At 70.2% G+C, this 23,840-nt stretch carries 21 protein-coding genes and 1 tRNA gene; 6 read left to right on the top strand and 16 right to left on the bottom strand.

The features are described from left to right. The first annotated feature begins 32 nt into the window (after positions 1 to 32). A complete protein-coding gene (gene mutS / locus E1B00_RS04965) occupies positions 33 to 2,609 on the top strand; it encodes a DNA mismatch repair protein MutS (protein WP_139446250.1) in 2,577 nt (858 codons plus the stop codon). A gap of 33 nt (positions 2,610 to 2,642) precedes the next feature. Here the strand turns inward: mutS and E1B00_RS04970 are convergent, their stop codons facing one another. The 7 genes from E1B00_RS04970 to ffh form a co-directional block, all read right to left on the bottom strand. Then, positions 2,643 to 3,050 (bottom strand): RNA-binding S4 domain-containing protein, encoded by a 408-nt coding sequence (locus E1B00_RS04970; RefSeq protein ID WP_139446252.1) that lies wholly within the window; start codon positions 3,048 to 3,050, stop codon positions 2,643 to 2,645. Continuing rightward, positions 3,047 to 4,084 (bottom strand): alpha/beta hydrolase family protein, encoded by a 1,038-nt coding sequence (locus E1B00_RS04975; protein ID WP_139446254.1) that lies wholly within the window; start codon positions 4,082 to 4,084, stop codon positions 3,047 to 3,049. The genes E1B00_RS04970 and E1B00_RS04975 overlap by 4 nt, the downstream gene beginning before the upstream one ends. A 153-nt stretch (positions 4,085 to 4,237) precedes the next feature. Next, complete coding sequence (rplS, locus tag E1B00_RS04980) at positions 4,238 to 4,600, bottom strand: 50S ribosomal protein L19 (protein ID WP_139446256.1); 363 nt, start codon at positions 4,598 to 4,600, stop codon at positions 4,238 to 4,240. Positions 4,601 to 4,713: 113 nt separating this feature from the next. Next, positions 4,714 to 5,472, bottom strand: a complete 759-nt coding sequence (gene trmD, locus E1B00_RS04985; protein ID WP_139446257.1) for a tRNA (guanosine(37)-N1)-methyltransferase TrmD — start codon at positions 5,470 to 5,472, stop codon at positions 4,714 to 4,716. Positions 5,473 to 5,491: 19 nt separating this feature from the next. Beyond that, positions 5,492 to 5,998, bottom strand: coding sequence for a ribosome maturation factor RimM (gene rimM / locus E1B00_RS04990; RefSeq protein ID WP_139446260.1), 507 nt, complete (start codon positions 5,996 to 5,998; stop codon positions 5,492 to 5,494). 35 nt (positions 5,999 to 6,033) lie between these two features. Then, positions 6,034 to 6,288 carry a 30S ribosomal protein S16 gene (rpsP, locus tag E1B00_RS04995; RefSeq protein WP_139446261.1) on the bottom strand — a complete coding sequence of 85 codons (255 nt, stop codon included), beginning with the start codon at positions 6,286 to 6,288 and terminating at the stop codon, positions 6,034 to 6,036. Positions 6,289 to 6,412: 124 nt separating this feature from the next. Then, positions 6,413 to 7,786 carry a signal recognition particle protein gene (gene ffh / locus E1B00_RS05000; RefSeq protein ID WP_139446263.1) on the bottom strand — a complete coding sequence of 458 codons (1,374 nt, stop codon included), beginning with the start codon at positions 7,784 to 7,786 and terminating at the stop codon, positions 6,413 to 6,415. Positions 7,787 to 7,894: 108 nt separating this feature from the next. Between ffh and E1B00_RS05005 the strand changes: the two genes are divergently transcribed. After that, on the top strand, positions 7,895 to 8,692 hold the full coding sequence (locus tag E1B00_RS05005; protein ID WP_139446265.1) for a cytochrome C assembly family protein: 798 nt from the start codon (positions 7,895 to 7,897) through the stop codon (positions 8,690 to 8,692). On the opposite strand, the gene E1B00_RS05010 is transcribed toward E1B00_RS05005, so the two are convergent. After that, positions 8,689 to 9,264, bottom strand: coding sequence for a GNAT family N-acetyltransferase (locus E1B00_RS05010; protein ID WP_139446267.1), 576 nt, complete (start codon positions 9,262 to 9,264; stop codon positions 8,689 to 8,691). The genes E1B00_RS05005 and E1B00_RS05010 overlap by 4 nt on opposite strands. Then, positions 9,261 to 10,658 carry a DNA repair protein RadA gene (radA, locus tag E1B00_RS05015; RefSeq protein WP_139446269.1) on the bottom strand — a complete coding sequence of 466 codons (1,398 nt, stop codon included), beginning with the start codon at positions 10,656 to 10,658 and terminating at the stop codon, positions 9,261 to 9,263. Before radA ends, E1B00_RS05010 begins: the two co-directional genes overlap by 4 nt. A 130-nt stretch (positions 10,659 to 10,788) precedes the next feature. Between radA and lexA the strand changes: the two genes are divergently transcribed. Genes lexA through E1B00_RS05035 form a run of 4 tightly spaced genes read left to right on the top strand, consistent with a single transcriptional unit; the run spans position 10,789 to position 16,536 of the window. After that, on the top strand, positions 10,789 to 11,394 hold the full coding sequence (lexA, locus tag E1B00_RS05020; protein ID WP_139446271.1) for a transcriptional repressor LexA: 606 nt from the start codon (positions 10,789 to 10,791) through the stop codon (positions 11,392 to 11,394). Position 11,395: 1 nt separating this feature from the next. Beyond that, a complete protein-coding gene (gene imuA / locus E1B00_RS05025; RefSeq protein WP_139446273.1) occupies positions 11,396 to 12,010 on the top strand; it encodes a translesion DNA synthesis-associated protein ImuA in 615 nt (204 codons plus the stop codon). A 9-nt stretch (positions 12,011 to 12,019) separates the two neighbouring features. Continuing rightward, positions 12,020 to 13,435, top strand: a complete 1,416-nt coding sequence (locus tag E1B00_RS05030; protein ID WP_139446275.1) for a Y-family DNA polymerase — start codon at positions 12,020 to 12,022, stop codon at positions 13,433 to 13,435. After that, on the top strand, positions 13,432 to 16,536 hold the full coding sequence (locus E1B00_RS05035; protein ID WP_139446277.1) for an error-prone DNA polymerase: 3,105 nt from the start codon (positions 13,432 to 13,434) through the stop codon (positions 16,534 to 16,536). The genes E1B00_RS05030 and E1B00_RS05035 overlap by 4 nt, the downstream gene beginning before the upstream one ends. Here the strand turns inward: E1B00_RS05035 and E1B00_RS05040 are convergent. The 7 genes from E1B00_RS05040 to E1B00_RS05070 all read right to left on the bottom strand — a co-directional run bounded on the left by E1B00_RS05040 (position 16,519) and on the right by E1B00_RS05070 (position 23,819). Then, positions 16,519 to 17,352, bottom strand: a complete 834-nt coding sequence (locus E1B00_RS05040) for a metallophosphoesterase family protein (RefSeq protein ID WP_139446278.1) — start codon at positions 17,350 to 17,352, stop codon at positions 16,519 to 16,521. The two genes, E1B00_RS05035 and E1B00_RS05040, sit on opposite strands and share 18 nt — an antisense overlap. Beyond that, positions 17,349 to 18,302 (bottom strand): diacylglycerol/lipid kinase family protein, encoded by a 954-nt coding sequence (locus E1B00_RS05045; protein ID WP_139446280.1) that lies wholly within the window; start codon positions 18,300 to 18,302, stop codon positions 17,349 to 17,351. Before E1B00_RS05045 ends, E1B00_RS05040 begins: the two co-directional genes overlap by 4 nt. 103 nt (positions 18,303 to 18,405) lie before the next feature. Beyond that, positions 18,406 to 18,481 (bottom strand) — tRNA-Thr (locus tag E1B00_RS05050). Between the two features lie 37 nt (positions 18,482 to 18,518). Beyond that, positions 18,519 to 19,469 carry a 4-hydroxy-3-methylbut-2-enyl diphosphate reductase gene (gene ispH, locus E1B00_RS05055; protein ID WP_139446282.1) on the bottom strand — a complete coding sequence of 317 codons (951 nt, stop codon included), beginning with the start codon at positions 19,467 to 19,469 and terminating at the stop codon, positions 18,519 to 18,521. Positions 19,470 to 19,477: 8 nt separating this feature from the next. Beyond that, positions 19,478 to 19,990: a signal peptidase II gene (gene lspA, locus E1B00_RS05060; RefSeq protein WP_139447714.1), complete on the bottom strand. Its 513-nt coding sequence runs from the start codon at positions 19,988 to 19,990 to the stop codon at positions 19,478 to 19,480. Further along, a complete protein-coding gene (gene ileS, locus E1B00_RS05065) occupies positions 19,987 to 22,803 on the bottom strand; it encodes an isoleucine--tRNA ligase (protein ID WP_220396256.1) in 2,817 nt (938 codons plus the stop codon). The genes lspA and ileS overlap by 4 nt, the downstream gene beginning before the upstream one ends. Before the next feature lie 59 nt (positions 22,804 to 22,862). Next, positions 22,863 to 23,819 (bottom strand): bifunctional riboflavin kinase/FAD synthetase, encoded by a 957-nt coding sequence (locus E1B00_RS05070; protein WP_139446285.1) that lies wholly within the window; start codon positions 23,817 to 23,819, stop codon positions 22,863 to 22,865. Positions 23,820 to 23,840: the final 21 nt, after the last annotated feature.

Below are 23,840 nucleotides of genomic sequence, written 5' to 3' on the forward strand. Positions count from 1 at the left end.
ACTATAAGGCCACCCCCGCCATTGCCATCCGGATGTCAGCCTCGGACCAAGCCCAGCACACCCCGCTGATGAAGCAATTCTTCGCCGCCAAGGCGGAGTACCCGGACATCCTGCTGTTTTTCCGGATGGGCGACTTCTATGAGCTCTTCTACGACGACGCCCGCAAGGCGGCGCGCCTGCTCGACATCACGCTGACCCAGCGCGGCGCTTCCGCCGGCGCGCCGATCCCGATGGCCGGCGTGCCGGTGCACGCGATGGAAGGCTACCTGGCGCGGCTGGTGGCGCTGGGCGAATCGGTGGCGATCTGCGAGCAGATCGGCGATCCCGCCCTGGCCAAAGGCCTGGTCGAACGCAAGGTGGTGCGCATCGTCACGCCGGGCACCGTCACCGACGAGGCCCTGCTGCAGGAGCGCCGCGACACGCTGTTGATGGCGGTGTCGCGCGGCCGCGGCAGCTTTGGCCTGGCCTGGGCCGACCTTGCCGGCGGCCGCTTCCTGGTGTCGGAGGTCGGCAGCGAGGACCAGCTCGCCGCGGAACTCGCGCGCCTGGACCCCGCCGAAATCCTGCTGCCCGACGAAGACGGCTGGCCGCCCTTCCTCGCCGCCCTGCCCGGCCTGCGCCGCCGCCCGCCCTGGGGTTTCGAGGCCGACGCCTGCCGGCGCCAGCTGCTGCGCTTCTTCCAACTGCATGACCTCACCGGCTTTGGCCTTGAGGACAAGCCGCTGGCGATCGGCGCCGCCGGCGCCCTGCTCGCCTACGTCGAGGAAACCCAGAAGCAGCGGCTGCCGCACCTGACCGCGATCGCCTTCGAATCCGCCGACGACGGCATCGCCATCAATGCCGCCACGCGCCGGCACCTGGAGCTCGACAGCCGCACCGACGGCCGGGTCGAACACACCCTGCTCGGCGTGCTCGACGCCAGCATCAGCCCGATGGGCGGCCGGCTGCTGCGGCGCTGGCTCAACCGCCCGCTGCGCGACCGGCGCGTGCTGGGCGAACGCCACCACGCCGTCGCCACCTTCATCGAGTCTGGTGCCCACGACGCGCTGCGCGAACGTTTCCGCGGCCTCGGCGACGTCGAACGCATCCTCTCGCGCATCGCCCTGCGTTCGGCCCGCCCGCGCGACCTTTCCACGCTGCGCGACGGCCTGGCGATGCTGCCGGACCTGCGCGCGCTGCTGGCGCCGCTCGACTCGCCGCGGCTGGCCGCGCTGGCCGCCGAACTGGGCGAGCACGCCGACAACGCCGCCCTGCTCGCCCGGGCCGTGGTGCCGCAGCCGCCGGTGCTGCTGCGCGACGGCGGCGTCATCGCCGAGGGTTTCGACGCCGAGCTCGACGAGCTGCGGGTGCTGTCCACCAATGCCGACCAGTTCCTCATCGATCTCGAGGCTCGCGAGCGCGCCGCCACCGGCATCGCCACCCTGAAGGTCGGCTACAACCGCGTGCACGGTTATTTCATCGAGATCAGCAAGGGCCAGTCGGAGCGCGCGCCGACCCACTACACGCGCCGCCAGACCCTGACCGGCGCCGAGCGCTACATCACCGAGGAGCTCAAGGCCTTCGAAGACAAGGTGCTGAGCGCGCGCGAACGCTCCCTGGCGCGCGAAAAAGGCCTGTACGAGGAACTGCTCGATGCGCTCAACGGCCGGCTGGAAGCGCTCAAGCGCTGCGCCGGCGCGCTGAGCGAACTCGACGTGCTGGCCGCCTTCGCCGAACGCGCGCAGGCGCTGGACTGGTCACGCCCCGAGCTCACCGATGCCCCGGGCCTGCGCATCGAACGCGGCCGCCACCCGGTGGTCGAGGCGGTGCGCAGCGAGCCCTTCGAGCCCAACGACCTCGTGCTCGACGAGAACCGCCGCATGCTGGTGATCACCGGCCCGAACATGGGCGGCAAGAGCACGTACATGCGCCAGAACGCGCTGATCGTGCTGCTGGCCCACATCGGCAGCTTCGTGCCGGCGTCGCACGCGGTGATCGGACCGACCGACCGCATCCTCACCCGCATCGGCGCCGGCGACGACCTGGCGCGCGGGCAATCCACCTTCATGGTCGAGATGGCGGAAACCAGCTACATCCTGCATCACGCCACCGCGCAGTCGCTGGTGCTGATGGACGAGATCGGCCGCGGCACCTCGACCTACGACGGCCTGGCCCTGGCCGAGGCCTGCGCGCGGCATCTGGCGCACCACAACCGCGCGTACACGCTCTTTGCCACGCATTATTTCGAGCTGACCGCGCTGGCCGAGCCGGGCAGCGGCATCGCCAACGTGCACCTTGATGCCGTCGAGCACGGCGACCGGCTGGTGTTCATGCACGCGGTCAAGGACGGACCGGCCAACCGCAGCTTCGGCCTGCAGGTGGCGGCATTGGCCGGTCTGCCGCGGGCGGTGGTCGAACAGGCGAGGCGCACGCTGGTCGAACTCGAACAGCGTGGCGCGCCAACCGCCGTCGCCGCTACGTCGCCCGAAACCCTGGATTCGCCGCTGCAGTTCGGGCTGTTCGAGCCCCAGCCATCGCCGGCGATGGAAGCGCTGGCGGCCATCGACCCGGACGAACTGACACCCAAGCAGGCGCTCGAGGCGCTCTATCGGCTGAAGCTGCTGCGCTGAGCTTCCTGCGCCGGGCAGGCGGTTGCCCGGGCCTCAGAGCGCGTCCAGATCCCCCAGCGCCTGGATCAGGCGGCGGGCGCGCTTGTCGGGTTTGGAGGCGGGAGCCCGATAGCCGGCGTTGGCGGCGCGGCGCTCTGCGGCCAGGCGCTGGCGGGTTTCCCGCGATGCCTCGGATTCCAGATACAGGGCCTGCGCGGCCGCCGCAGGGCCGCGCTTTTCGCTCAGCCCCAGCACCTGCACTTCGAACTGGTCCTCGCCGCGGCGCACCCGCAGCTGCTCGCCGCCCTTGACCAGGCGTGAAGCCTTTGCGCCCTGCCCGGCCACCTCGACCTTGCCGCCCTCGATCGCCTGCTTCGCCAGCGCGCGGGTCTTGAAGAAACGGGCGGCCCACAGCCATACGTCGAGCCTGACCCCCGAAGGGCCGATGACAGGTGCGTTCATTCCGGCGATGCCGTGGCCGCCAGCGCGGCGGCGATGGTGCGCGCCAGCGGCACGGCCCGGTCGCCGGCCAGGCCGCCGTAGCGGTCCTCCATCTCGCCCAGCTTCACGCCGGCCTCCTGCATGCGGCCGGCCGCGACCAGCGACTCGACCTCGGACAGGCGCTGGTGAATGTCGGCATCCAGGGCCTGGACGCAGGCCGGGAACTCCGGATCTTCGGGCAGCGGCTTCTGCAGCTCCTTCAGGACCAGACCCAGGCCACTGCCGCGGGGCAGGTCGTGGCCCAGTCGCAGCTGCGACACCCGCGAGTAGCCGCGGAAGCAAAGCGACTCGAGCACCTTGCGGTTGCGCCGGTCAATGCCACCGTTGAGCGCGTCGTCGCTGCCGGTCGCGAACACCAGCCGGCTGCGGGAGAGGAAACGCAGGGCCAGGTCGCGCGGCGGGAACACGACTTCGTACTCGCCGATCTGGAGACTGCCGCCCACCAGCATCGCGCCGCGGAAGATGTCGGAATAGGCCATCGCCGTCCACTGGGCCATGCGCGAGCCGCCGGAAAAGCCGCCTATGAACACCCGCTCCGGATCGATCGGATAACGTGACTTCACGTATTCGTAGGCGTGGACCGCCAGCGGGATGCGGCGTTCAAGCACGCTCTGGGAATTGCCGGTGCGTAGCGCGGAAACGTAGATGAAGCCTGCCTTCTCCAGCGGTTTGTGCCAGTCCTCGCGCAGGCGCAGCGAGTGCGCCGGCATCACGAACACCAGCAGGCCATACCGACCGCCGGGCGGCAGCGGCGGCACGAACAGCTCCAGTTCTTCCTTGCTGGCGTCGACGCTGTATTCCGGCGGCGGTTTCCCGGTCTTCTCGACAACCTGGCGCAGGCGGTCCTGGCTGGTCGGGCTGAATGTGCGGCGCACCACCTCGGCGGTGGACGCCAGCGGCGACAGGGATTCAAGCGGAACGGTCTGCGGCTTCGGCGCGGCCAGACAGGCGGGCCCGGCAAACAACAAGGCAAGGGCGTGGAGTCGGAGGTGCACGCGACGGGGTTCCGGGAGGAGCTGGCGCAAGTACAGCACAGCCCGATTCGGTCCGGACCTGCCGGCGCAGAGGTGCGGCTTAGCCGGCGTTCAGCCGCCGGAAACGACAGCGGCCGCCCGGAGGCGGCCGCTGGCTGGCGCGGTGGCGCGGTATTACTCGGCCGAGGAACGCGCGGCCAGGTCTTCTTTGATGCGCGCCTTCTTGCCTTCCAGGCCACGCAGGTAATACAGCTTGCCGGCGCGGACCTTGCCGCGGCGCTTCACCGACACGGAGTCGATGATCGGGCTGTGGGTCTGGAAGACGCGCTCGACGCCGAAGCCGTGCGAGATCTTGCGGACGGTGAAAGCCGAGTTCAGGCCGGCGTTCTTGATCGCGATGACCACGCCTTCATAGGCCTGGAGACGCTCGCGGTTGCCTTCCTTCACCTTCACGTTGACCACGACGGTGTCGCCGGGGCCGAATTCGGGCAGCTTGCGCTGCGACTGCTCTTGTTCGAACTGCTGCAGGAAATTCATGGTTACACGCCTCTGATAGTTGTTTGATGTGCGCGCCAGAGGCCCGGTAACCGTGCTTGGCTATAAAAACAGCTGGCAAGTATAGCCCGCCAAACCCTTGAAGTGGAAGAGGTTCAGGGCCCTGCGCCGGGTCCAGCCCGCCACTGGGCGATGAAGGCCTCCAGCAGGGCGCGGTCGGCCTTGCCAAGGGTGACCCGGGCCAGCAGGTCGGGCCGCCGCAGCCAGGTTCGGCCCAGGCTCTGCTGGCGGCGCCAGCGGGCGATCGCGGCGTGGTCGCCGGACAGCAGGACGGGCGGCACGCCCTCGGTCCCGGCCAGGTCGGAGCGGGTGAAATGCGGGCAGTCCAGCAGGCCGTCCTCGAAACTGTCCTGGACCGCCGAGTCGGCGTGGTTCAGGGCGCCCTCCTGCAGCCGGCCGACCGCATCGATGACCACCGCCGCGGCCAGTTCGCCGCCGGACAGCACGTAGTCGCCGATCGACAGTTCTTCATCCACCTCGCGGGCGATGAAGCGCTCGTCCAGGCCTTCGTAGCGGCCACAGAGCAGGATCAGGCGCGGCCGGGCCGCCAGTTCCCGGACCTTGGCCTGGGTCAGGCGCTCGCCCTGGGGGCTGAGGTAGATCACCCGGGCCGGGGCCGGATCGGCCGCACGGGCCGCCGCGAGGCAGGCCGACAGGGGTTCGGCCAGCATGACCATGCCGGGACCGCCGCCAAAAGGGCGGTCGTCCACGCGGCGGTAGTTGTCCGTGGCGTAGTCGCGCGGATTCCAGCCGTGCACCGACAGCAGCCCGCGCTCCTGCGCGCGGCCGACCACGCCCAGCGCGGCGCTGTCGCGGATGAAGTCGGGGAACAGGGTGACGACGTCGATGCGCACGGCGGCTCCTGCCGTCGGATCAGAACTCGGGATCCCAGTCGACCACGATGCGGCCGGCCTGGAAATCGACGGATTTGACGTACTGGTCGGTCACGAACGGAATCAGGCGTTCACGCTCGCCGGACACCACGAGCACGTCGTTGGCGCCGGTATCGAACAGGTGCGAGACGGTGCCCAGCGGCTGGCCTTCGACGGTTTCCACCGCCAGGCCCTCCAGGTCCACCCAGTAGTACTCGCCCGGCGAGGGCGGCGGCAGGCGGTCGCGCGGGACCCAGATCTCGGTGCCGTTCATGGCCTCGGCCAGCTCCCGGGTATCGACGCCCGGGAAGCTCGCGACCACCAGCTTGCCGGTGTCGCGGCCGCGCACGCCGGAGACTTCGCGCTCGCTTCCGCCAGCCCGAAGGATCCAGGGTTGGTACTTGAACAGGGCGTCGCGAGGATCGGTCCAGGAGAGCAGTTTCAGCTCGCCCCGGACGCCGAAGGCGCCGGCGACCCTGCCCAGCAGGATGCGGCGCTCGGTGCTCATGGCAACGGGCCTCGCGCGGGGCGAGGCCGCAGGGCTCAGGCCGAAGCCTGGCCGGAGGCTTCCTTGACCAGCATGCGGACCTTGTCGGTCAGCTGCGCACCGTTGGAAACCCAGTGCTGCACGCGGGCGGTGTCGAGCTCGACGCGCTTTTCGTTGCCGGTCGCGATGGGGTTGTAGAAACCCAGGCGCTCGATCGAACGGCCGTCGCGCTTGTTGCGCTGGTCGGTGACGATGATGTGGTAGAAGGGGCGCTTCTTCGCGCCGCCGCGGGTCAGACGGATCTTGACCATGTCGGTTTGCTCTGTAGTTCTGTGACTGGAAGTCCGGCCGTTACCGGGCCGGGGAATCGCGAATTGTAGGCCTTTGTCCGGCCGAAAGATACCCCGCCGGACCGATCCGGCCGGGTCCGGTGGCTCAGCGGCCGGGGAAACGGCCCGGGAAGCCGCCGCCCATCAGGCCCTTCATGCCCCGCAGCATGCCCTTCATGCCGCCCTGGGACAGCTTGGACATCATCTTCTCCATCTGCTGGAACTGCTTCAGGAGCTTGTTCACGTCGGCCGGACTGGTGCCCGAACCCCGGGCGATGCGGGCCCGGCGGGAGCCATTCAGGAGGCCGGGGTTGCGGCGCTCCTTCTTGGTCATGGAATTGATGATGGCGACCATGCGCGGCACTTCCTTGCCGGTCACCTGGGCCTTCACGTGGTCCGGGACCTGGCCCATGCCCGGCAGTTTGTCCATGAGGCCGGACAGTCCGCCCATGTTCTGCATCTGCTCGAGCTGGTCGCGCATGTCGTTGAGGTCGAACTTCTTGCCCTTGGCGACCTTTTCGGCGAGTTTCTGCGCCTTGTCCTTGTCGACCTGCTGCTCGACCTGCTCAACCAGGGACAGCACGTCGCCCATGTCCAGGATGCGGCTGGCGGCGCGGTCGGGGTGGAACACGTCCAGGCCGTCCGGCTTCTCGCCGACGCCGACGAACTTGATCGGCTTGCCGGTGATGTAACGCACGCTCAGTGCGGCGCCGCCGCGGGCGTCGCCGTCGGTCTTGGTCAGCACCACGCCGGTCAGCGGCAGCGCCTCGCTGAAGGCCTTGGCGGTGTTGGCGGCGTCCTGGCCGGTCATCGCGTCGACGACGAACAGCGTCTCGACCGGATTGACGGCGGCGTGCAGGGCCTTGATCTCGGCCATCATCGCCTCATCGATGGCGAGGCGGCCGGCCGTGTCGACCAGCAGCACGTCCACGAAGGACTTGCGCGCGTCGTCGATGGCGGCGCGCACGATGGCTTCGGGCTTCTGGTCGGCGCTGGACGGGAAGAACAGCACGTCCACCTGCTGGGCCAGCGTGCGCAGCTGCTCGATCGCGGCCGGACGGTAGACGTCGGCCGACACCACCATCACCTTTTTCTTCTTGCGTTCCTTCAGGTGCTTGGCGAGCTTGCCCACGGTCGTGGTCTTGCCCGCGCCCTGCAGGCCGGCCATCAGGATCACGGCCGGCGCCGGCACGTTGAGGTTGAGGTCGCTGGCGGCCGAACCCATCACCGCGGCCATTTCGTCGCGCACGACCTTGATCAGGGCCTGGCCGGGGGTGAGGCTGGTCAGCACTTCCTGGCCGACCGCGCGCGCCTTGATGCGCTCGATCAGGGCGGACACCACCGGCAGCGCGACGTCGGCCTCGAGCAGGGCGATGCGCACCTCGCGGGTGGCCTCGCGGATGTTTTCCTCGGTCAGTCGGCCGCGGCCGCGAAGGCGCTGGAGGGTGCCGGACAGGCGCTGGGTCAGCGACTCGAACATGGGATTCGGGGTCTAACGGAAGGGGCGCGAAGTATAGCGCGGGCGCGGCCCCGCCCCTTGTTGTCGAGAATGGTTCTCGACTTCGGACGCCTGTGCCAAACTCCGCCCATGTCCGCCCTCCTCCTCGCGCTGCTCGCCGTCACCCTTTACGCCTTCGCCAGCCAGCAGCTGGCCGGGCACGCCCGGGCGCCCCATCCGCAGCCGCGGCGCTGGCTGCTGCTGGCGGTGCCGGCCGTCTTGCTGCACGCCGGCCTGCACCTGATGGCCTGGCGGATCCTGGGCGGGCCCGACCTGCACTTCTTCGCGGCCCTGTCTCTGGTAGGCCTGGGCATGGCGGCCCTGACCACAGCCTTGGGGCCGGCGCAGCGCATCGAGGCGCTGGGCATCATCGTGTTCCCGCTGGCGGCTGGCGTTCTGGTGGCCTACGCCTTGGCGGGTGGCGGCCAGTCCCGGGCGGACCTGGATTGGCAGCTGCAGCTGCACGCCCTGCTGGCGCTGCTGGCCTACGCGACGCTGGCCGTCGCGGCCCTGCTCGCCCTGATGCTGTGGTTCCAGGACCGCGCCCTGCGCCGCCGCGACCTGGGCGGCTGGCTGCGCGTGCTGCCGCCGCTGACCCAGATGGAAACCCTGCTGTTCCGCAGCCTGGGCGCCGGTTTCGTGCTGCTGAGCCTGACCCTGCTCACCGGTGTGGTGTTCGTGGACAACCTGTTCGCGCAGGACTTGGGCCACAAGACGGTGCTGTCGATGCTTTCGTGGATCGTGCTGGGCGTGCTGCTGTTCGGCCGCTGGCGCTGGGGCTGGCGCGGCCCGCGCGCGGTGAAGCTGACGCTGACGGCGATGGCGCTGCTGCTGCTCGCGTTCTTCGGCAGCAAGTTCGTCTACGAACTGGTGCTGCACCGCGGCTAGCGGCGATAGCGCGCCATCCACTCGCGAAGTCTCTGCGGATCGACGCGCCCGAACATCACGTGGTCGTAGGCATGGCCATCGCGGAAGGCGCGGGCGCGCACGAGCCCCTCGCGCACGAATCCCGCCCCTTCCAGCACGTGGATCGAACCGACGTTGCGCGCGCTTGCATAGGCGGTCAGCCGTGCCAACCCCCAGCGTTCCGTCACGAACGGAACGACCTCGCGCACGGCCGCCGTGACGATGCCGCGCCGCCAGTACGCCTCGCCCAGCCAGTAGCCGAGCTCGGCGGAATGGGCGAACTCGGCCGCGCCGCGGCGCACGCCGATGCCGCCCACCGCCTCCCCCTGCACTTCGATCGCCCAGCCTTCCGGGTCTTCCTGCGAATCGAGGAAAGCAAACCAGGCGTCGGCATCGGCCGAGGTGTACGGATTCGGGAAACGCAGCGACAGATACCGCGCCACGTTCGGGTTGTCGGCATGGCGCAGCAGCGACGCACGATCCTCACGCCGCCACGGGCGGACCAGGCCCGCGCCCGAGGGAAAAACGAACGGCAGCGAGACCGGCGCAGTCATTGCGCCGCTGCTTCCAGCGCTTCCGACAGCCGCTCGACCGCGATCACTTCCAGGTCCTTGTAGGCGCCCTTCTTCGGCGCGTTGGCCTTGGGCACGATCGCGCGCCGGAAGCCGTGCGTGGCGGCTTCCTTCAGTCGCTCCTCGCCATTGGGCACCGGGCGGATCTCGCCGCTGAGGCCGACTTCGCCGAAAGCAACGGTCTTTTCCGCCAGCGGCCGGTCGCGCAGCGAACTCAATACAGCCAGCAGCACCGGCAGGTCGGCCGCGGTCTCCTGCACGCGGATGCCGCCGACCACGTTCACGAAAACGTCCTGGTCGAACACGCCGACGCCGCCGTGGCGGTGCAGCACGGCCAGCAGCATCGCCAGGCGGTTCTGCTCCAGGCCCAGCGCGACGCGGCGCGGATTGGCCAGCGGCGACTTGTCCACCAGCGCCTGCACCTCGACCAGCAGCGGCCGCGTGCCTTCGCGCGTCACCATCACGGCACTGCCGGGCTGGGCCGTGCTCGAACCCGACAGGAAGATCGCCGAAGGATTCGGCACCTCGCGCAGGCCCTTGTCGCCCATCGCGAACACGCCCAGCTCGTTGACCGCGCCGAAGCGGTTCTTGAAGGCGCGCAGCACCCGGAAGCGGCTGCCCGACTCGCCCTCGAAATACAGCACGGCGTCGACCATGTGCTCGAGCACGCGCGGGCCGGCGATGCCGCCTTCCTTGGTGACGTGGCCGACCAGGAACACCGAGGTGCCGGTTTCCTTGGCGAAACGCACCAGCCGCGCCGCGCTTTCGCGCACCTGGCTGACCGAGCCGGGCGCGGCGGTCAGCAGTTCGCTCCAGAGCGTCTGGATGGAATCGGCCACGAGCAATCGAGGCGAAGGTTTGGCCGAGGCCGCCTGGCCCAGGATCTTCTCGACGCAGGTTTCGGCCAGTGCGTGCAGGTTGTCGAGCGGCAGCCCGAGCCGCTGCGCGCGCCCGGCGACCTGCGCCAGGCTTTCCTCGCCGGTGACGTACAGCGCCGGCACGTTCGCCGACATCAGCGCCAGGGCCTGCAGCAGCAGGGTGGACTTGCCGATGCCGGGGTCGCCACCGACCAGCACCACCGAACCCTCGACCAGGCCGCCGCCGAGCACGCGGTCGAGTTCACCGATGGTGGTCGAGACGCGGACCTCGACGTCCTGGCTGACGTTCCTGAGCGCGGTGATGCCCGCGGCCTCGGGCCGGCCGGCCCAGCCGCCCTGGCGCGCCGGCGTGGCGCCGCCGCCCTTGCCCGCCGAGGCAGGTTCGATGACGAACTCGCTCATCGTGTTCCAGGCGCCGCATTCGCCGCACTGGCCCTGCCATTTGCTGGAGGAATCGCCGCATTCGCTGCAGACGTAGGCGGTCTTGGCTTTGGCCATGGGGTCCGGGGTCGTTCCAGAAGAGAGGTCAATGTAACCGGGGGCTGTCGCAATCCCTGAGCCGAAGCCGCTTCAGGCTGGGTAGGAACGGGGACTGGCCGGACGAAGGAATACCACATATATTTGTGTCATGGATACCCTTACCGACCGCCAGCAGGCCATCCTCGACTTCATCGCCACCCAGGTCGGTCGCGAGGGCATGCCGCCGACCCTGGCCGAGATCGCCCGGGAATTCGGCTTCCGCCAGCCGCGTTCGGCCCAGGCCCACCTGCAGGCCCTGGAAGCCAAGGGCATGCTGAGCCTGCTGCCCGGCAAGTCGCGCGGCATCCGCCTGGCCACGCCGCCGGTGCCGGAGGCCTCGCTCGCCCTGCCGGTGCTCGGCGCGGTCGCCGCCGGCCAGCCGATCGGCGACGCCGAGGCCGAGGGCCCGCTGCTGCTCGACCGCGCCCTGTTCTTCCCGCGCCCCGACTACCTGCTGCGCGTGCGCGGCGACTCGATGCGCGACGACGGCATCTTCGACGGCGACCTGATCGCCGTGCACCGCACGCCCGAGGCGCAGGACAACCAGATCGTGGTCGCCCGCCTGGACGGCGACCTCACGGTGAAACGCCTGCGCCGGCGCAAGGACGGCATCCAGCTGCTGCCGCGCAATCCCGACCACGCGCCGATCGAGGTGCCGGTCGGCGCGGTGTTCGCCATCGAGGGCGTGTACTGCGGCCTGGTCCGCCGGGGCTGACATGGGCGCCGTGGTTTCCATCAGCACGATGCTCGCCGACCGCCGGCTCTGGCGCGGCCAGCCGGCACCGGCGCCGGCCGCGCGCGAGCCCTCCGGCCATGCCGCGCTCGACGCCGCCCTGCCCACCGGCGGCTGGCCCGAAGCCGCATTGACCGAACTGCTGCTGGCCGCCGACGGCATCGGCGAACTGCAGCTGCTGCTGCCGACGCTGCGCCGCCTGACCAGCGCCGGCCGCCCCGTGGTCTGGGTCGATCCGCCCTACCGGCCCTACGCGCCGGCACTGGCGAGCGCCGGCGTCGACCTTTCGCACCTGCACATCGTCGAAGCCGGCCGCGACGCGCCCTGGGCGATCGAACAATGCCTGCGCAGCCAGGCCTGCGGCGCCGTGCTGGGCTGGCCCGCACGCACCGACGACAAATCGCTGCGCCGTCTGCAGGTGGCGGCGGAAACCGGCCTGTGCCTGGGCTTCCTGTTCCGTCCGCTGGCCGCCGCGCGCAATCCGTCGCCGGCGGCGCTGCGGCTGCAGCTGGAGGCTGGCACGCTCCGCGTGCTCAAGTGCCGCGGCGGCGTGGCGCCGGCGCAGGCTCTGGCCTTCGCGCCCGCTGCGCTGAACTGATGCCCGGACATGCTCTGGGCCGCCCTCCATCTCCCGCAACGGGCGCTCGACGGCGCTCTCCGGCGCTGCGCTGACCCCCACGCTCCGCTGGCCCTGGTCGGCGGGCCGGCACAGCGGCGTGTGGTGATGCTGGCGAACGAAGCGGCACGCGCCGTCGGCGTTGCCCCGGGCCAGGCCCTGGCGGCGGCGCAGGCGATCCACCCCGCCCTGGCGACGCAGATGTACGACGCTGCCGAAGCCCATCGCCTGCTCGCACTCACCTGTGCCTGGGCCTACCGCTATTCCGGCCAGGTCTGCAGCGACGGCGAGGACACCGTGTGGCTGGAAGTCGGCAGCAGCCTGGGCCTGTTCGGCCCCTGGCCACGTTTCGAACGCCTGCTGCGCGACGACCTGCACGGGCTGGGCCTGAGCCACACGCTGGCCGTCGCGCCGACGCCGCTGGGCGCGCTGTGCCTGGCGCGGCAGCAGGATGGATTGGCCGTGACCGACCTCACCCAGCTGCAGCGGGCGCTGCAATCCTTGCCGCTCGACCTGGCACCATTCCCGCCGGACGTGCGCGAGGCCCTGCACGGCATGGGCGTGCGCAAGCTGCGCCAGCTGTTCGTGCTGCCGCGCGCCGGGCTGCAGCGGCGTTTCGGCCGCGGGATGCTCGACACGATGGACCGGCTCACCGGCGACGCGCCCGACCTGCGCACCTACTACCAGCCGCCGGACCGTTTCGAGGCGCGCTTCGAGTTCGACGACGAGATCCGCTACAGCACCGGCCTGCTGTTCCCGCTCAAACGCCTGCTCGGCGACCTCGCCGCCTACCTGGCCGGCCGCGACGGCGGCGTGCAGCGTTTCGAGCTGGTGTTCGAACACGACCTGCATCCGACCAGCACGCAGACCGTCGGCCTGCTGCAGCCCGAACGCGACGCCGCGCGCCTGTTCGACCTGGCCAAGCTGACCCTGGAACGCCAGGCCGTGCCGGCGCCGGTGCGCGCCTTCGGGCTGCGCGCCACCGAACTGCCGCCGTTCGTGCCGGCCGGGCGCGACCTGTTCGAAGCGCGGCCGGCGAGCGCGCTGGACTGGCCGGCCCTGCAGGCCCGGCTCGCCGCACGCCTGGGCGAACAGGCCACGCACCAGCTGGCGCCGCAGCCCGACCCGCGCCCCGAACACGCGCAGCGTCGCGTGCGGGAATGGCGCGGCCACCCCGCCGCGCCGCCGCTGCCCCGTCCGGCCTGGCTGCTGCCGCGGCCGGTGCCCTGGCGAGAAGCGCGGCACCGCGTGCTGGCCGGCCCCGAGCGCATCGAATCGGGCTGGTGGGACGGCGGCGACGTGCGCCGCGACTACTACGTGGTCGAAACCGAGGCCGGCCAGCGCGCCTGGGTGTTCTGCCCGGCCGGCCAGCATGGCCCCTTCCTGCTGCACGGCTGGTTCGCATGACCCTACCCGCCTACGCCGAGCTGCATTGCCTGAGCCATTTCAGTTTCGGGCGCGGCGCCTCGAGCGCGAAGGAGCTGTTCGAACGAGCGAAGCAGCAGGGCTACACCGCGCTGGCGATCACCGACGAATGCACCCTGGCCGGCATCGTTCGCGCCCATGTCGCCGCGGACGAGGCCGGCATGAAGCTGGTCGTCGGCAGCGAGTTCACCCTCGACGACGGCCTGAAGCTGGTGCTGCTGGTCGAAGACCTCGCCGGTTACCGCAATCTCTGCCGGCTGATCACGATCGGCCGCCGGCGCGGCGACAAGGGCGACTACCGGCTCGGGCGCGCGGATTTTTCCGGCGGCCTCGACGGGCTGCTCACGCTCTGGATCCCCGGCCGCGAACCCCAGCGCCGCGACGGCGAGTGGCTGCACGAAACCTTCGCCGGCCGCTGCTGGCTGGCGGTGGAACTGCACCGCGGCCCGGACGATGAGCACCGGCAGCGCCGCCTGCTGGCCCTGGCGGAGGAACTGCGCATGCCCGCCGTGGCCAGCGGCGACGCGCACATGCACGTGCGCCGGCGCGCGCCCCTGCAGGACATGCTCACCGCCACCCGGCACCGCATGACCGTGGCCGAGGCCGGCGCGCATATCTTCCCCAACGGCGAACGCCACCTGCGCACGCGGCGCGCGCTGTCGGCGATCCACCCGGCGGCGCTGCTGGAGGAGTCGGCGCGCATCGCGGAACGCTGCCGGTTCCGGATGGACCAGGTGAAATACCAGTACCCGCGGGAGCTGGTGCCCGAGGGCCAGACCCCGACCCGCTGGCTGCGCGAACTGACGAAACGCGGCATCGCCGCGCGCTGGCCGCAAGGCATCCCCTACCCCACGCTCCGGCAGATCGGCCGGGAGCTGAAGCTGATCGCCGAGCTGGAATACGAGGCCTTTTTCCTGACCGTCGAGGACGTGGTGACCTTCGCGCGCAGCCGGCAGATCCTGTGCCAGGGCCGCGGCTCGGCGGCCAATTCCGCCGTCTGTTATGCCCTGGGCATCACCGCGGTCAATCCGGCGCACACGCGGCTGCTGTTCGGGCGCTTCCTGTCGAAGGAGCGCAAGGAGCCGCCGGACATCGACGTGGATTTCGAGCACGAACGGCGCGAGGAGGTCATCCAGTACATCTACGGCAAGTACGGCCGCGAACGCGCCGCGCTGGCCGCGACGGTGATCCACTACCGCGGCAAGAGCGCCGTGCGCGACGCCGCCCGCGCGCTGGGCATGCCGCCCGACCAGGTGGAGCAACTCAGCCGCGCCGTCGGCTGGTGGAACGGCGAGAAGGACCGCAGCGAACGCCTGCAGGAGCAGGGTTTCGACCCCCGCAGCGACCTCGTGGTGCGGGTCATGTGGATGGCGTCCCAGCTGATCCTCAGCCACTGTCCGCGCCACCTCAGCCAGCACGTCGGCGGCTTCGTGATCTCGGACCAGCCGCTGTACCACCTGGTGCCGGTGCAGAACGCGGCGATGGCCGACCGCACCATCATCGAATGGGACAAGGACGACCTGGAGTCGCTGGGCCTGCTGAAGGTGGACTGCCTGGCGCTGGGCATGCTGACGGCGATCCGCAAATGCCTGGCGCTGCTGCAGCAGCACCGGGGCCTGGCCCTGACACCCGCGGACATCCACGACCACCCGGACGAGAAGGCCAGGCAGGAAACCTACGAAATGATCCAGCGCGCCGACACCGTCGGCGTGTTCCAGATCGAGTCGCGCGCGCAGATGGCGATGCTGCCGCGGCTGCGGCCGGAGAACTACTACGACCTGGTGATCCAGGTCGCGATCGTGCGGCCCGGGCCGATCCAGGGCGACATGGTGCATCCCTACCTGCGGCGGCGGCAGGGCAAGGAACCCGTCGACTATCCGAATGAAAAGCTGAAGGAGGTCCTCAAGCGAACGCTCGGCATCCCGCTGTTCCAGGAGCAGGTGATGGAGCTGACGATGGTCGCCGCCGACTTCACGCCCGGCGAGGCCGATGCGGTGCGCCGCGGCATGGCGGCCTGGAAACGCAAGGGCGGCCTGCACCAATTCCGCGAGAAACTCTTCGCAGGCATGTTGAAGAACGGCTACGAGATGGCCTTCGCCGAACGCATCTTCTCGCAGATCGAAGGTTTCGCCGACTACGGCTTTCCCGAATCCCACGCCGCCAGCTTCGCCCTGCTCACCTACGTCAGCTGCTGGCTCAAGCGCCACCATCCGGCCGCCTTCCTGTGCGCGCTGATGAATTCGCAGCCGCTGGGTTTCTACAGCAACAGCCAGCTGGTGCAGGACGCGCGCCGCCACGGCGTACCGGTGCGGCCGGTGGACGTGCGTTACAGCGACTGGGACAACACGCTGGAAGCCTCGACTGCCGGGACGATGGAAAAACCCGCGTTGCGCTTGGGCCTGCGCGAAATCTCCGGCCTGTCGGAAGCCATGGCCGAAGCGGTGGTGGCGGCACGCACGCGCTCTCCGTTCACCAGCGTCGAAGACCTGTGCCACCGCGCCAACCTCGACGAACGCGCCCGCGGCCTGCTGGCCGACGCCGGCGCGCTGAAGGGCCTGGCCGGACATCGGCACCGCGCGCGCTGGGCGATCACCGGGGTTGAGGCGCAGCTGCCGCTGTTCGACGGCTCGCCGCGCGAACCGGCCGTCACCCTGCCCGTGCCCAGCGCCGGCGAAGACCTGCTGGCCGACTACGCGCGCACCGGCCTGAGCCTGGGCCCGCATCCGATGAAGCTGCTGCGCCGGCAGTTGAACGCGCGCCGCTACCGCCCCTCGCGCGAGCTGCTGGACCTGGCGCACGGCAGCCCGGCGCGCGTGGTCGGCCTGGTCACCGGGCGGCAGCGGCCCCAGACCGCCACCGGCGTCACCTTCGTCACGCTCGAAGACGAGGACGGTTCGATCAACGTGGTGGTCTGGCACGACCTGGGCGAACGCCAGCGCCGCGTGCTGGTGGAGTCGCGGCTGATGGGCGTGGACGGCCGGCTCGAGACCGTGGACGGCGTGCGGCACCTGATCGCGAAGCGGCTGCACGACGAAAGCGGGCTGATGCGCGACCTGGTGGCGCCGTCACGGGATTTCCGCTGACGCCACCGCACCGCTACCGCGGTCCAGCGCAAGCACGGACTCTCGGGCGCAGACGAATCCATGCGGGGCATCGAAGTCCCAGCGCTGCACGCGCGCCTCGGCGTCGCCGCGGGTGTACTCGAGCACATTGACCGAATTGGGGTGCCCGTCGCGCACGCGGCGCGACACCGCGGTGCCCGCCTGCACGCACCAGGCGCGCCGCCCCAGCGCCGGGAACCGCAGCGACAGCGGCCGCACGAAGGGCCAGTGGATGTGCCCGCCCATCAGCACGTCGGCGCCGGCCGCGACCCAGGCGGCCACCGCGTCGGCGTGGCGACGCAGGAGGTTGTGCTCCTCATGGACCGCGGGCACGTCGACGGGCTGGTGCGTGACCACCACGCGCAGCTGCTCCGGTTGCGCCGCCCGCAGCCGGGCCGACACCGAGGCGATCTGGGCGGGCGAAACCTCGCCATCCTTGTGACGGCCCGGCCGCGTGGTGTTGACCGTGACCACCCGCAACCCCGGCATGTCGAGCTCGGGTTCCATGTCCGGGCCGAAGGCCGCGACGAAACCGCGGTAAGGCGCCAACAGGCGGGTCACCACGTCGTACAGCGGGATGTCGTGGTTGCCCGGAATCACCAGCCGCGACGGCACGGCCAGGCGCTCGCAGAAATCCCGCGCTGCCTCGAACTGTCGGCGCCGCGCGCGCTGGGTGACGTCGCCGGAAAGAACCAGCACGTCGGGAGGGCGGGTCCGCGCCATCCGCTCGAGCGCTTCGAGCACTTCGGGCCGTTCGGTGCCGAAATGCGGGTCGGAAACCTGCAGAAGGCGGATCATTCGACCTCCACGCGGTCTTCAGGCGCGGGCAGCATCAGCAGCAGCGGCTCCGGGGCGACATCGAAGACGATGGGCGGCGCCATCCGCAGCACCTCGCCGTCCAGCGCGACCCTCACCCGCCTTTTGCCGCGCGGCGTCACGGTGATGCGCTTCATCGCGAACGTCTCGACCGTCTCGGCCTCGCCCAGCCGGCCGAACGCGCCACGCAGGGCCAGGCCGAGCATGGCCAGGTCGCCGATGGGCCTGAGCATGACGCCGGCGAGGCAACCGTTCTCGAGCATGGCGGCTTCGGCAATGCCGATGCGCTCAAGCTGCAGCCGGTTGTTGCCGACGAACAGGGTCGGCGTGCGCACGGTGCGGCGCTTGCCCTCGCTTTCGATCTCGAGCTGCAACTGCCGGCGCTCGCCCAGCAGGGTGCGCAGGCCGGACCAGGCGGCGGCCATGCGGCTGCGTCCGAACTGCTGCTTGAAGGCTTCCCGGTCCTCCAGCAGCTTCGGATAGAGGCCCAGGCTGGCATTGACCAGGAACACCCGGCCGTTCACCCGTCCGACCTGCACCGGCACCGCGCTAGCGCGCAGCAGCGACCGGGTGGATTCGGCGACGTCCTGGGAAATGCCGTGCTCGCGGCCGAAGTAGTTGAACGTGCCCTGCGGCAGTACGCCCAGCGGCACATCCGAGCCGATCAGTTGTTGCGCGGCGGCATTGATCGTCCCGTCGCCGCCGGCGGCCACGACCACGCCCCCCGCACGTCGGGCGCGTTCGAGCGCTTCGGCGATGCGTTCCGGCAGGCGCGCCGGATCGGCGACTTCCAGCACGTCGAACTCGCGACCGGACGCCTCGAGGATCGAACGGATCGTGGGGATGGCCTCGTCGGCATCGTCGCGCCCCGAACCGGCGTTGATCACGACGAAGAACGGGGCGCGCGGGGAAAGCGGCGTGGACGACGTCATGACCCGAGACTAGCCTGCGCGACGTGAGCACCGCATAACCGGACGGGCCAGCACGCGCAAACAGAAAGGCCGCTCCCTGCGGAGCGGCCCTTCTGCGACTACTTGGTGCCGGAGATAGGAATCGAACCTACGACCCCATCATTACGAATGACGTGCTCTACCAACTGAGCTACTCCGGCAGGAGGCGCGGATTCTAGGCGTTCCGGGGGCCCGGGGTCAATTTACCAGGGCGATCCGCAGTTCCTTGGGCAGGGCGAATACCACGTCCTCGGGCTTGCCCTCCAGGTGTTCGACCTCGCCGGCGCCCATTTCGCGCAGGCGGGCGACCACGCCCTCCACCAGCACCTCCGGTGCGGAGGCGCCGGCGGTCACGCCCACGCGCCGGGCGCCCGCGACCCAGGCCGGGTCGATGTGCTCGGCGCCGTCGATCAGGAAGGCCCGGGCGCCCTGCTTCTCGGCCAGCTCGCGCAGGCGGTTGGAGTTGGAGCTGTTGACCGATCCGACCACCAGCACCACGTCGCACTGCTCGGCCAGCAGGCGCACGGCGTCCTGGCGGTTCTGGGTGGCGTAGCAGATGTCGTCGTGCTTGGGGCCCTGGATCGCCGGGAAGCGCGCCTGCAGCGCCGCGATGATCCCGCGGGTGTCGTCCACCGACAGCGTGGTCTGAGTCGTATAGGCGAGCTGGTCGGGCTGGCTGACCTCGAGCGTCGCGACGCCGGCGGCATCTTCGACCAGGTAGATCCGGCCGTCGCCGAACTCCCGGCGCCACTGGCCCATCGTGCCCTCGACCTCCGGATGGCCGGCATGGCCGATCAGGATCACGTCGCGGCCGGCGCGGCAGTGCCGGGCGACCTCGATATGCACCTTGGTCACCAGCGGGCAGGTGGCGTCGAACACCTTCAGGCCGCGGCGCTCGGCCTCGTTGCGCACGGCCTGGGACACGCCGTGGGCGCTGAAGATCACGGTGGCGCCGGCCGGCACCTCGTCGAGCTCCTCGACGAAGACCGCACCGCGCTGGCGCAGGTCTTCGACCACGAAGCGGTTGTGCACCACTTCGTGGCGCACGTAGATCGGCGCACCGAGCGATTCGATCGCACGCTTGACGATCTCGATGGCGCGGTCGACGCCGGCGCAGAAACCGCGGGGATTGGCGAGCAGGACGTCCATGGCGCGGATTATCCGCCCTTCGGCGCCGGATCGGGCGCCTTGAAGCTGAACAGCACCAGCAGCACGGCGCCCACGACGATGCAGGCATCGGCGACGTTGAAGGCCGGCCAGTGCGGCAGGTCGGTGAACCCGAGGTACCAGTCCACGAAGTCAACGACATAGCCGTAGCGCACGCGATCGACCAGGTTGCCCAGCGCGCCGGCGATCACCAGCGCGAACGGCAGGGCCGTGCGCCAGTCCGAACGCGGCGTGCGCGCCAGCATCACCGACAGCGCGGCACTGATGACCACCGCCAGGCCGCCGAAGAACCAGCGCTGCCAGCCACCGGCGTCCGACAGGAAGCTGAAGGCCGCACCGTAGTTGTGCACCAGGGTCCAGTCCCAGTAGCCCTCGATCACCGGCACCGACTGCCGGTAGACCAGGCTGGCCGTGGCCCAGGCCTTGCTCCACTGGTCGGCGACGATCAGCAGGACCGACAGGCCGAGCCAGGACAGCGCGTTCGGCTTGGGCAGCGCCATCAGAACCACCGCCGGGTTTCGCCGGCGCCGTTGACGTTTTCGACGCAGCGGCCGCACAGCTCCGGGTCATCGGCATGGCTGCCGACATCGGCGCGGTAATGCCAGCAGCGCACGCATTTCGCGTTCGTGGTGGACACCGCGTGCACCCAGGGACCGGCGCCGGCCTCGGGCTTGGCCGCCACCGGCTTGAAGTCCAGTCGCGAGGTGATGAAGAAGAAGCGCAGTTCATCTGCGACCGGCGCGAACTTCGCCAGCGTCGCCCCGTCGGCGTACACGTCCACCTCGGCTTCCAGCGAAGCGCCGATCGCGCCATTGGCGCGCATCGGCTCGAGCACCTTGCTCACCGCCTCGCGCAGTTCCAGCAGCCGGTCGAAATCGGCCGCCGACAGCGCCGCATCGGCCGGCATCGGCGCCAGCCCCTCGTACCAGGTCGCCAGCAGCACGTTTTCCTCGCGCTGGCCCGGCAGGTGCTGCCAGATCTCGTCGGCGGTGAAGGCCAGCACCGGCGCGACCCAGCGCACGAAGGCCTCGGCGATGCGGAACATCGCGCTCTGCGCAGAACGGCGACCATGGCTGTCGGCCTTCATCGTGTACAGCCGGTCCTTGGTCACATCCAGATAGACCGCGCCCAGGTCGTTGGTGCAGAAGTTCTGCACTTTCGCGACCACGGCGGCGAAGTCGTAGCGCTCGTAGGCGGCCTTGATCTCTTCCTGCAGCACGTGCGCACGGTGCACCGCCCACTGGTCGAGCAGCAGCAGCTGCTCGTTCGGCAGCAGGTGCGCGGCCGGGTCGAAGCCGTGCAGGTTGCCGAGCAGGAAGCGCGCGGTATTTCGGATGCGGCGGTAGGCGTCGGCGGTGCGCTTGAGGATGTCGTCGGACACCGACATCTCGTTGCGGTAGTCGGTGCCGGCCACCCACAGGCGCAGCACGTCGGCGCCGAGCGCGTCGTTGACCTTCTGCGGCTCGACCACGTTGCCGACCGACTTGGACATCTTGCGGCCTTGCGCGTCCACGGTGAAACCATGGGTCAGCACGGCCTTGTAGGGCGCCGCCCCGTCCATCGCGACGCCGGTCAGCAGCGAACTCTGGAACCAGCCTCGGTGCTGGTCGGAGCCTTCCAGGTAGAGCTCGGCCGGTTTGCGCAGGCCGTCGCCGGCGCGTGCGGCCAGCACGCCCTCGTGGGTGACGCCCGAATCGAACCAGACGTCCAGGATGTCGGTGATCTTGTGGTAGTCGCCGGCGTCGGCGCCCAGCAGTTCGGCGGCATCGAGTTTGAACCAGGCGTCGGCGCCCTCGCCCGCCACGCGGTCGGCGACCGCACGCATCAGTTCGACCGAGCGCGGATGCGGCTCGCCGCTGACGTTGTGCACGAACAGCGCGATCGGCACGCCCCAGGTGCGCTGGCGGCTGATGCACCAGTCCGGGCGGCCTTCGATCATGCCGGCGATGCGGGCTTCGCCCCACTCGGGCACGAACTGGACCTGCCGGATCGCGGCCAGCGCGTCGCGGCGCAGGCCCGCCTGCTCCATCGAAATGAACCACTGCGGCGTGGCGCGGAACGCCACCGGCGACTTGTGCCGCCAGCAGTGCGGATAGCTGTGCTGCAGCTTGCCCGAGGCCAGCAGCACGCCGCGTTCGGCCAGCAGGGCCACGATGCTGTCGTTGGCCTTCCAGATGAACTGGCCTTCGAAGATCGGCGTGCCCGGCAGGTAGACGCCGTTGCCGCCGACCGGGTTGAGTTCGGGCGTGGAGTATTTTTCCAGAAGGCCGTACTTCAGGCCGACCTGGTAGTCCTCCTGGCCGTGGCCGGGCGCGGTGTGCACGGCGCCGGTGCCGGCGTCGGTGGTGACGTGCTCGCCGAGGATGACCGGGATCTCGCGCTCGTAGAACGGATGGCGCAGGCGCAGGCCTTCGAGCTCGGCGCCCTTCACGGTGCGGCCCTTCTTGGCGTAGTGCGGCGGGCCGTTGCCGTCGACCGCACCCAGGCCGTAGCGCTTGGCCGCCTCGTGGAAAAGCGGCTCGGCGATGACCAGGTACTGGTGCCGGCCCGCGCGTTCCGGACCGACCATCAGGATGTAGTCGACCTCCGGGCCCAGGGTGACCGCCAGCGAGGCCGGCAGGGTCCAGGGCGTGGTGGTCCAGATCGGCACGCCGACGATGGCGTCGCCGGGATCGACGCCGAACTTCGCCGCCAGCGCCTTCGGGTCGAAGGCGTCGTAGGCCACGTCCACCATCGGCGAGGTCTTGTCGGCGTATTCAATCTCGGCCTCGGCCAGGGCCGAGCCGCAGTCGAAGCACCAGTGCACCGGCTTCACGCCGCGGGTCAGGTGGCCGCGCTCGACGATCTTCGCCAGGGCCCGCAGCATGTCCGCCTCGAAGGCGAAGTCCATGGTGCGGTAGGGGTTGTCCCAGTCGCCCAGAACGCCCAGGCGCTGGAAATCGCGCGACTGGCCGGCGATCTGTTCGGCGGCGTATTCGCGGCACTTGGCGCGGAACGCGGCGGCGTCGAGCTTGTCGCCGACCTTGCCGAACTTCTTCTCGACCACCAGCTCGATCGGCAGGCCGTGACAGTCCCAGCCAGGCACGTAGGGCGCGTCGTAGCCGGAAATCAGCCGCGACTTGACCACCATGTCCTTGAGGATCTTGTTCACCGCGTGGCCGATGTGGATCGAGCCGTTGGCGTAGGGCGGGCCGTCGTGCAGCACGAACAGCGGACGCTTCTGCGCCTTCGCGGTCGCTCGAACCTGAGCGTAGAGCCCCTGCTTCTGCCAGCCGGCCAGCATGCCCGGTTCCCGCTTGGGCAGGTCGCCGCGCATCGGGAAGGCCGTCTCCGGCAGGCTGATGGTGTGCTTGTAGTCCTTGCCGCCGTTCTCGGTCACGCCAACGCTCCGCGTTCTTCCAGGTCGTGGCGCAATACGCGCCGGGCTTGCGCCGAATCCAGGTCCATCTGCCGGACCAGGGCGGGCAAGTCGTCAAACTTTTCCTCGTCGCGAAGTTTCGCGACGAACTCCACTTCGATGCGGCGGCCGTACAGGTCGCCGTCGAAGTCGAACACATGCGCCTCGAGCAGCGGCTCCACGCCCATCACCGTCGGCCGCGTGCCCAGGCTGGACACCGAAGCCCGCGGCTCGGGGCCGATGCCGTGGACCCAGGTGGCGTAGATGCCCGACAGGGCCGGCCGCTTGCCGGCGAGGCGAAGGTTCGCCGTAGGGTAGCCGAGCTGGCGTCCGAGCTGCCGGCCGCGCACCACCTTGCCGGCGATCGCATAGCGGCGACCCAGCGCCAGCGAGGCGCCCTCCAGGTCGCCTTCGGCCAGCTGCCGGCGCAAGGCGGTGCTGGAGTAACGCCCGCCCTGCCCGTCCACCGGCTCGATCGCCCGGGCCGTGAAGCCCAGCTCCGCGCCCATCGCCTGCAGCAGGATCAGGTCGCCGCGCCGGCCGTGGCCGAAGCGGAAGTCCGGACCCACCCAGACCTCGCGCGCCGACAGGCGCTGCACCAGCACCTGGCGGACAAAATCCTCGGCCGCCATCGCCGCCATGCGGGCGTCGAAACGCAGCAGGCCGACCACGTCCATGCCCAGGGCGCGCAGGCCCTCGAACTTGGCGCGCGGCAGCAGCAGGCGCGGCGGCGGTTGGTCGCGGGCGAAGAACTCGCGCGGCAGCGGTTCGAAGCTCAATGCCACCGTGGCCAGGCCGGCGTTGCGCGCACGCTCGCGCACGCGGCCGACCAGTGCCCGATGCCCCAGGTGGAGGCCGTCGAAGGCGCCGATGCAAACCACGCTGCCCTGCGGGCAAAGTGAATCGCCCTCGACGTCCCGGAACAGCCTGCTCATGCCGCAAAGTATAGCCGCGGG

This window comes from Arenimonas terrae (genome assembly GCF_006265115.1).
GTDB lineage: Bacteria > Pseudomonadota > Gammaproteobacteria > Xanthomonadales > Xanthomonadaceae > Arenimonas > Arenimonas terrae.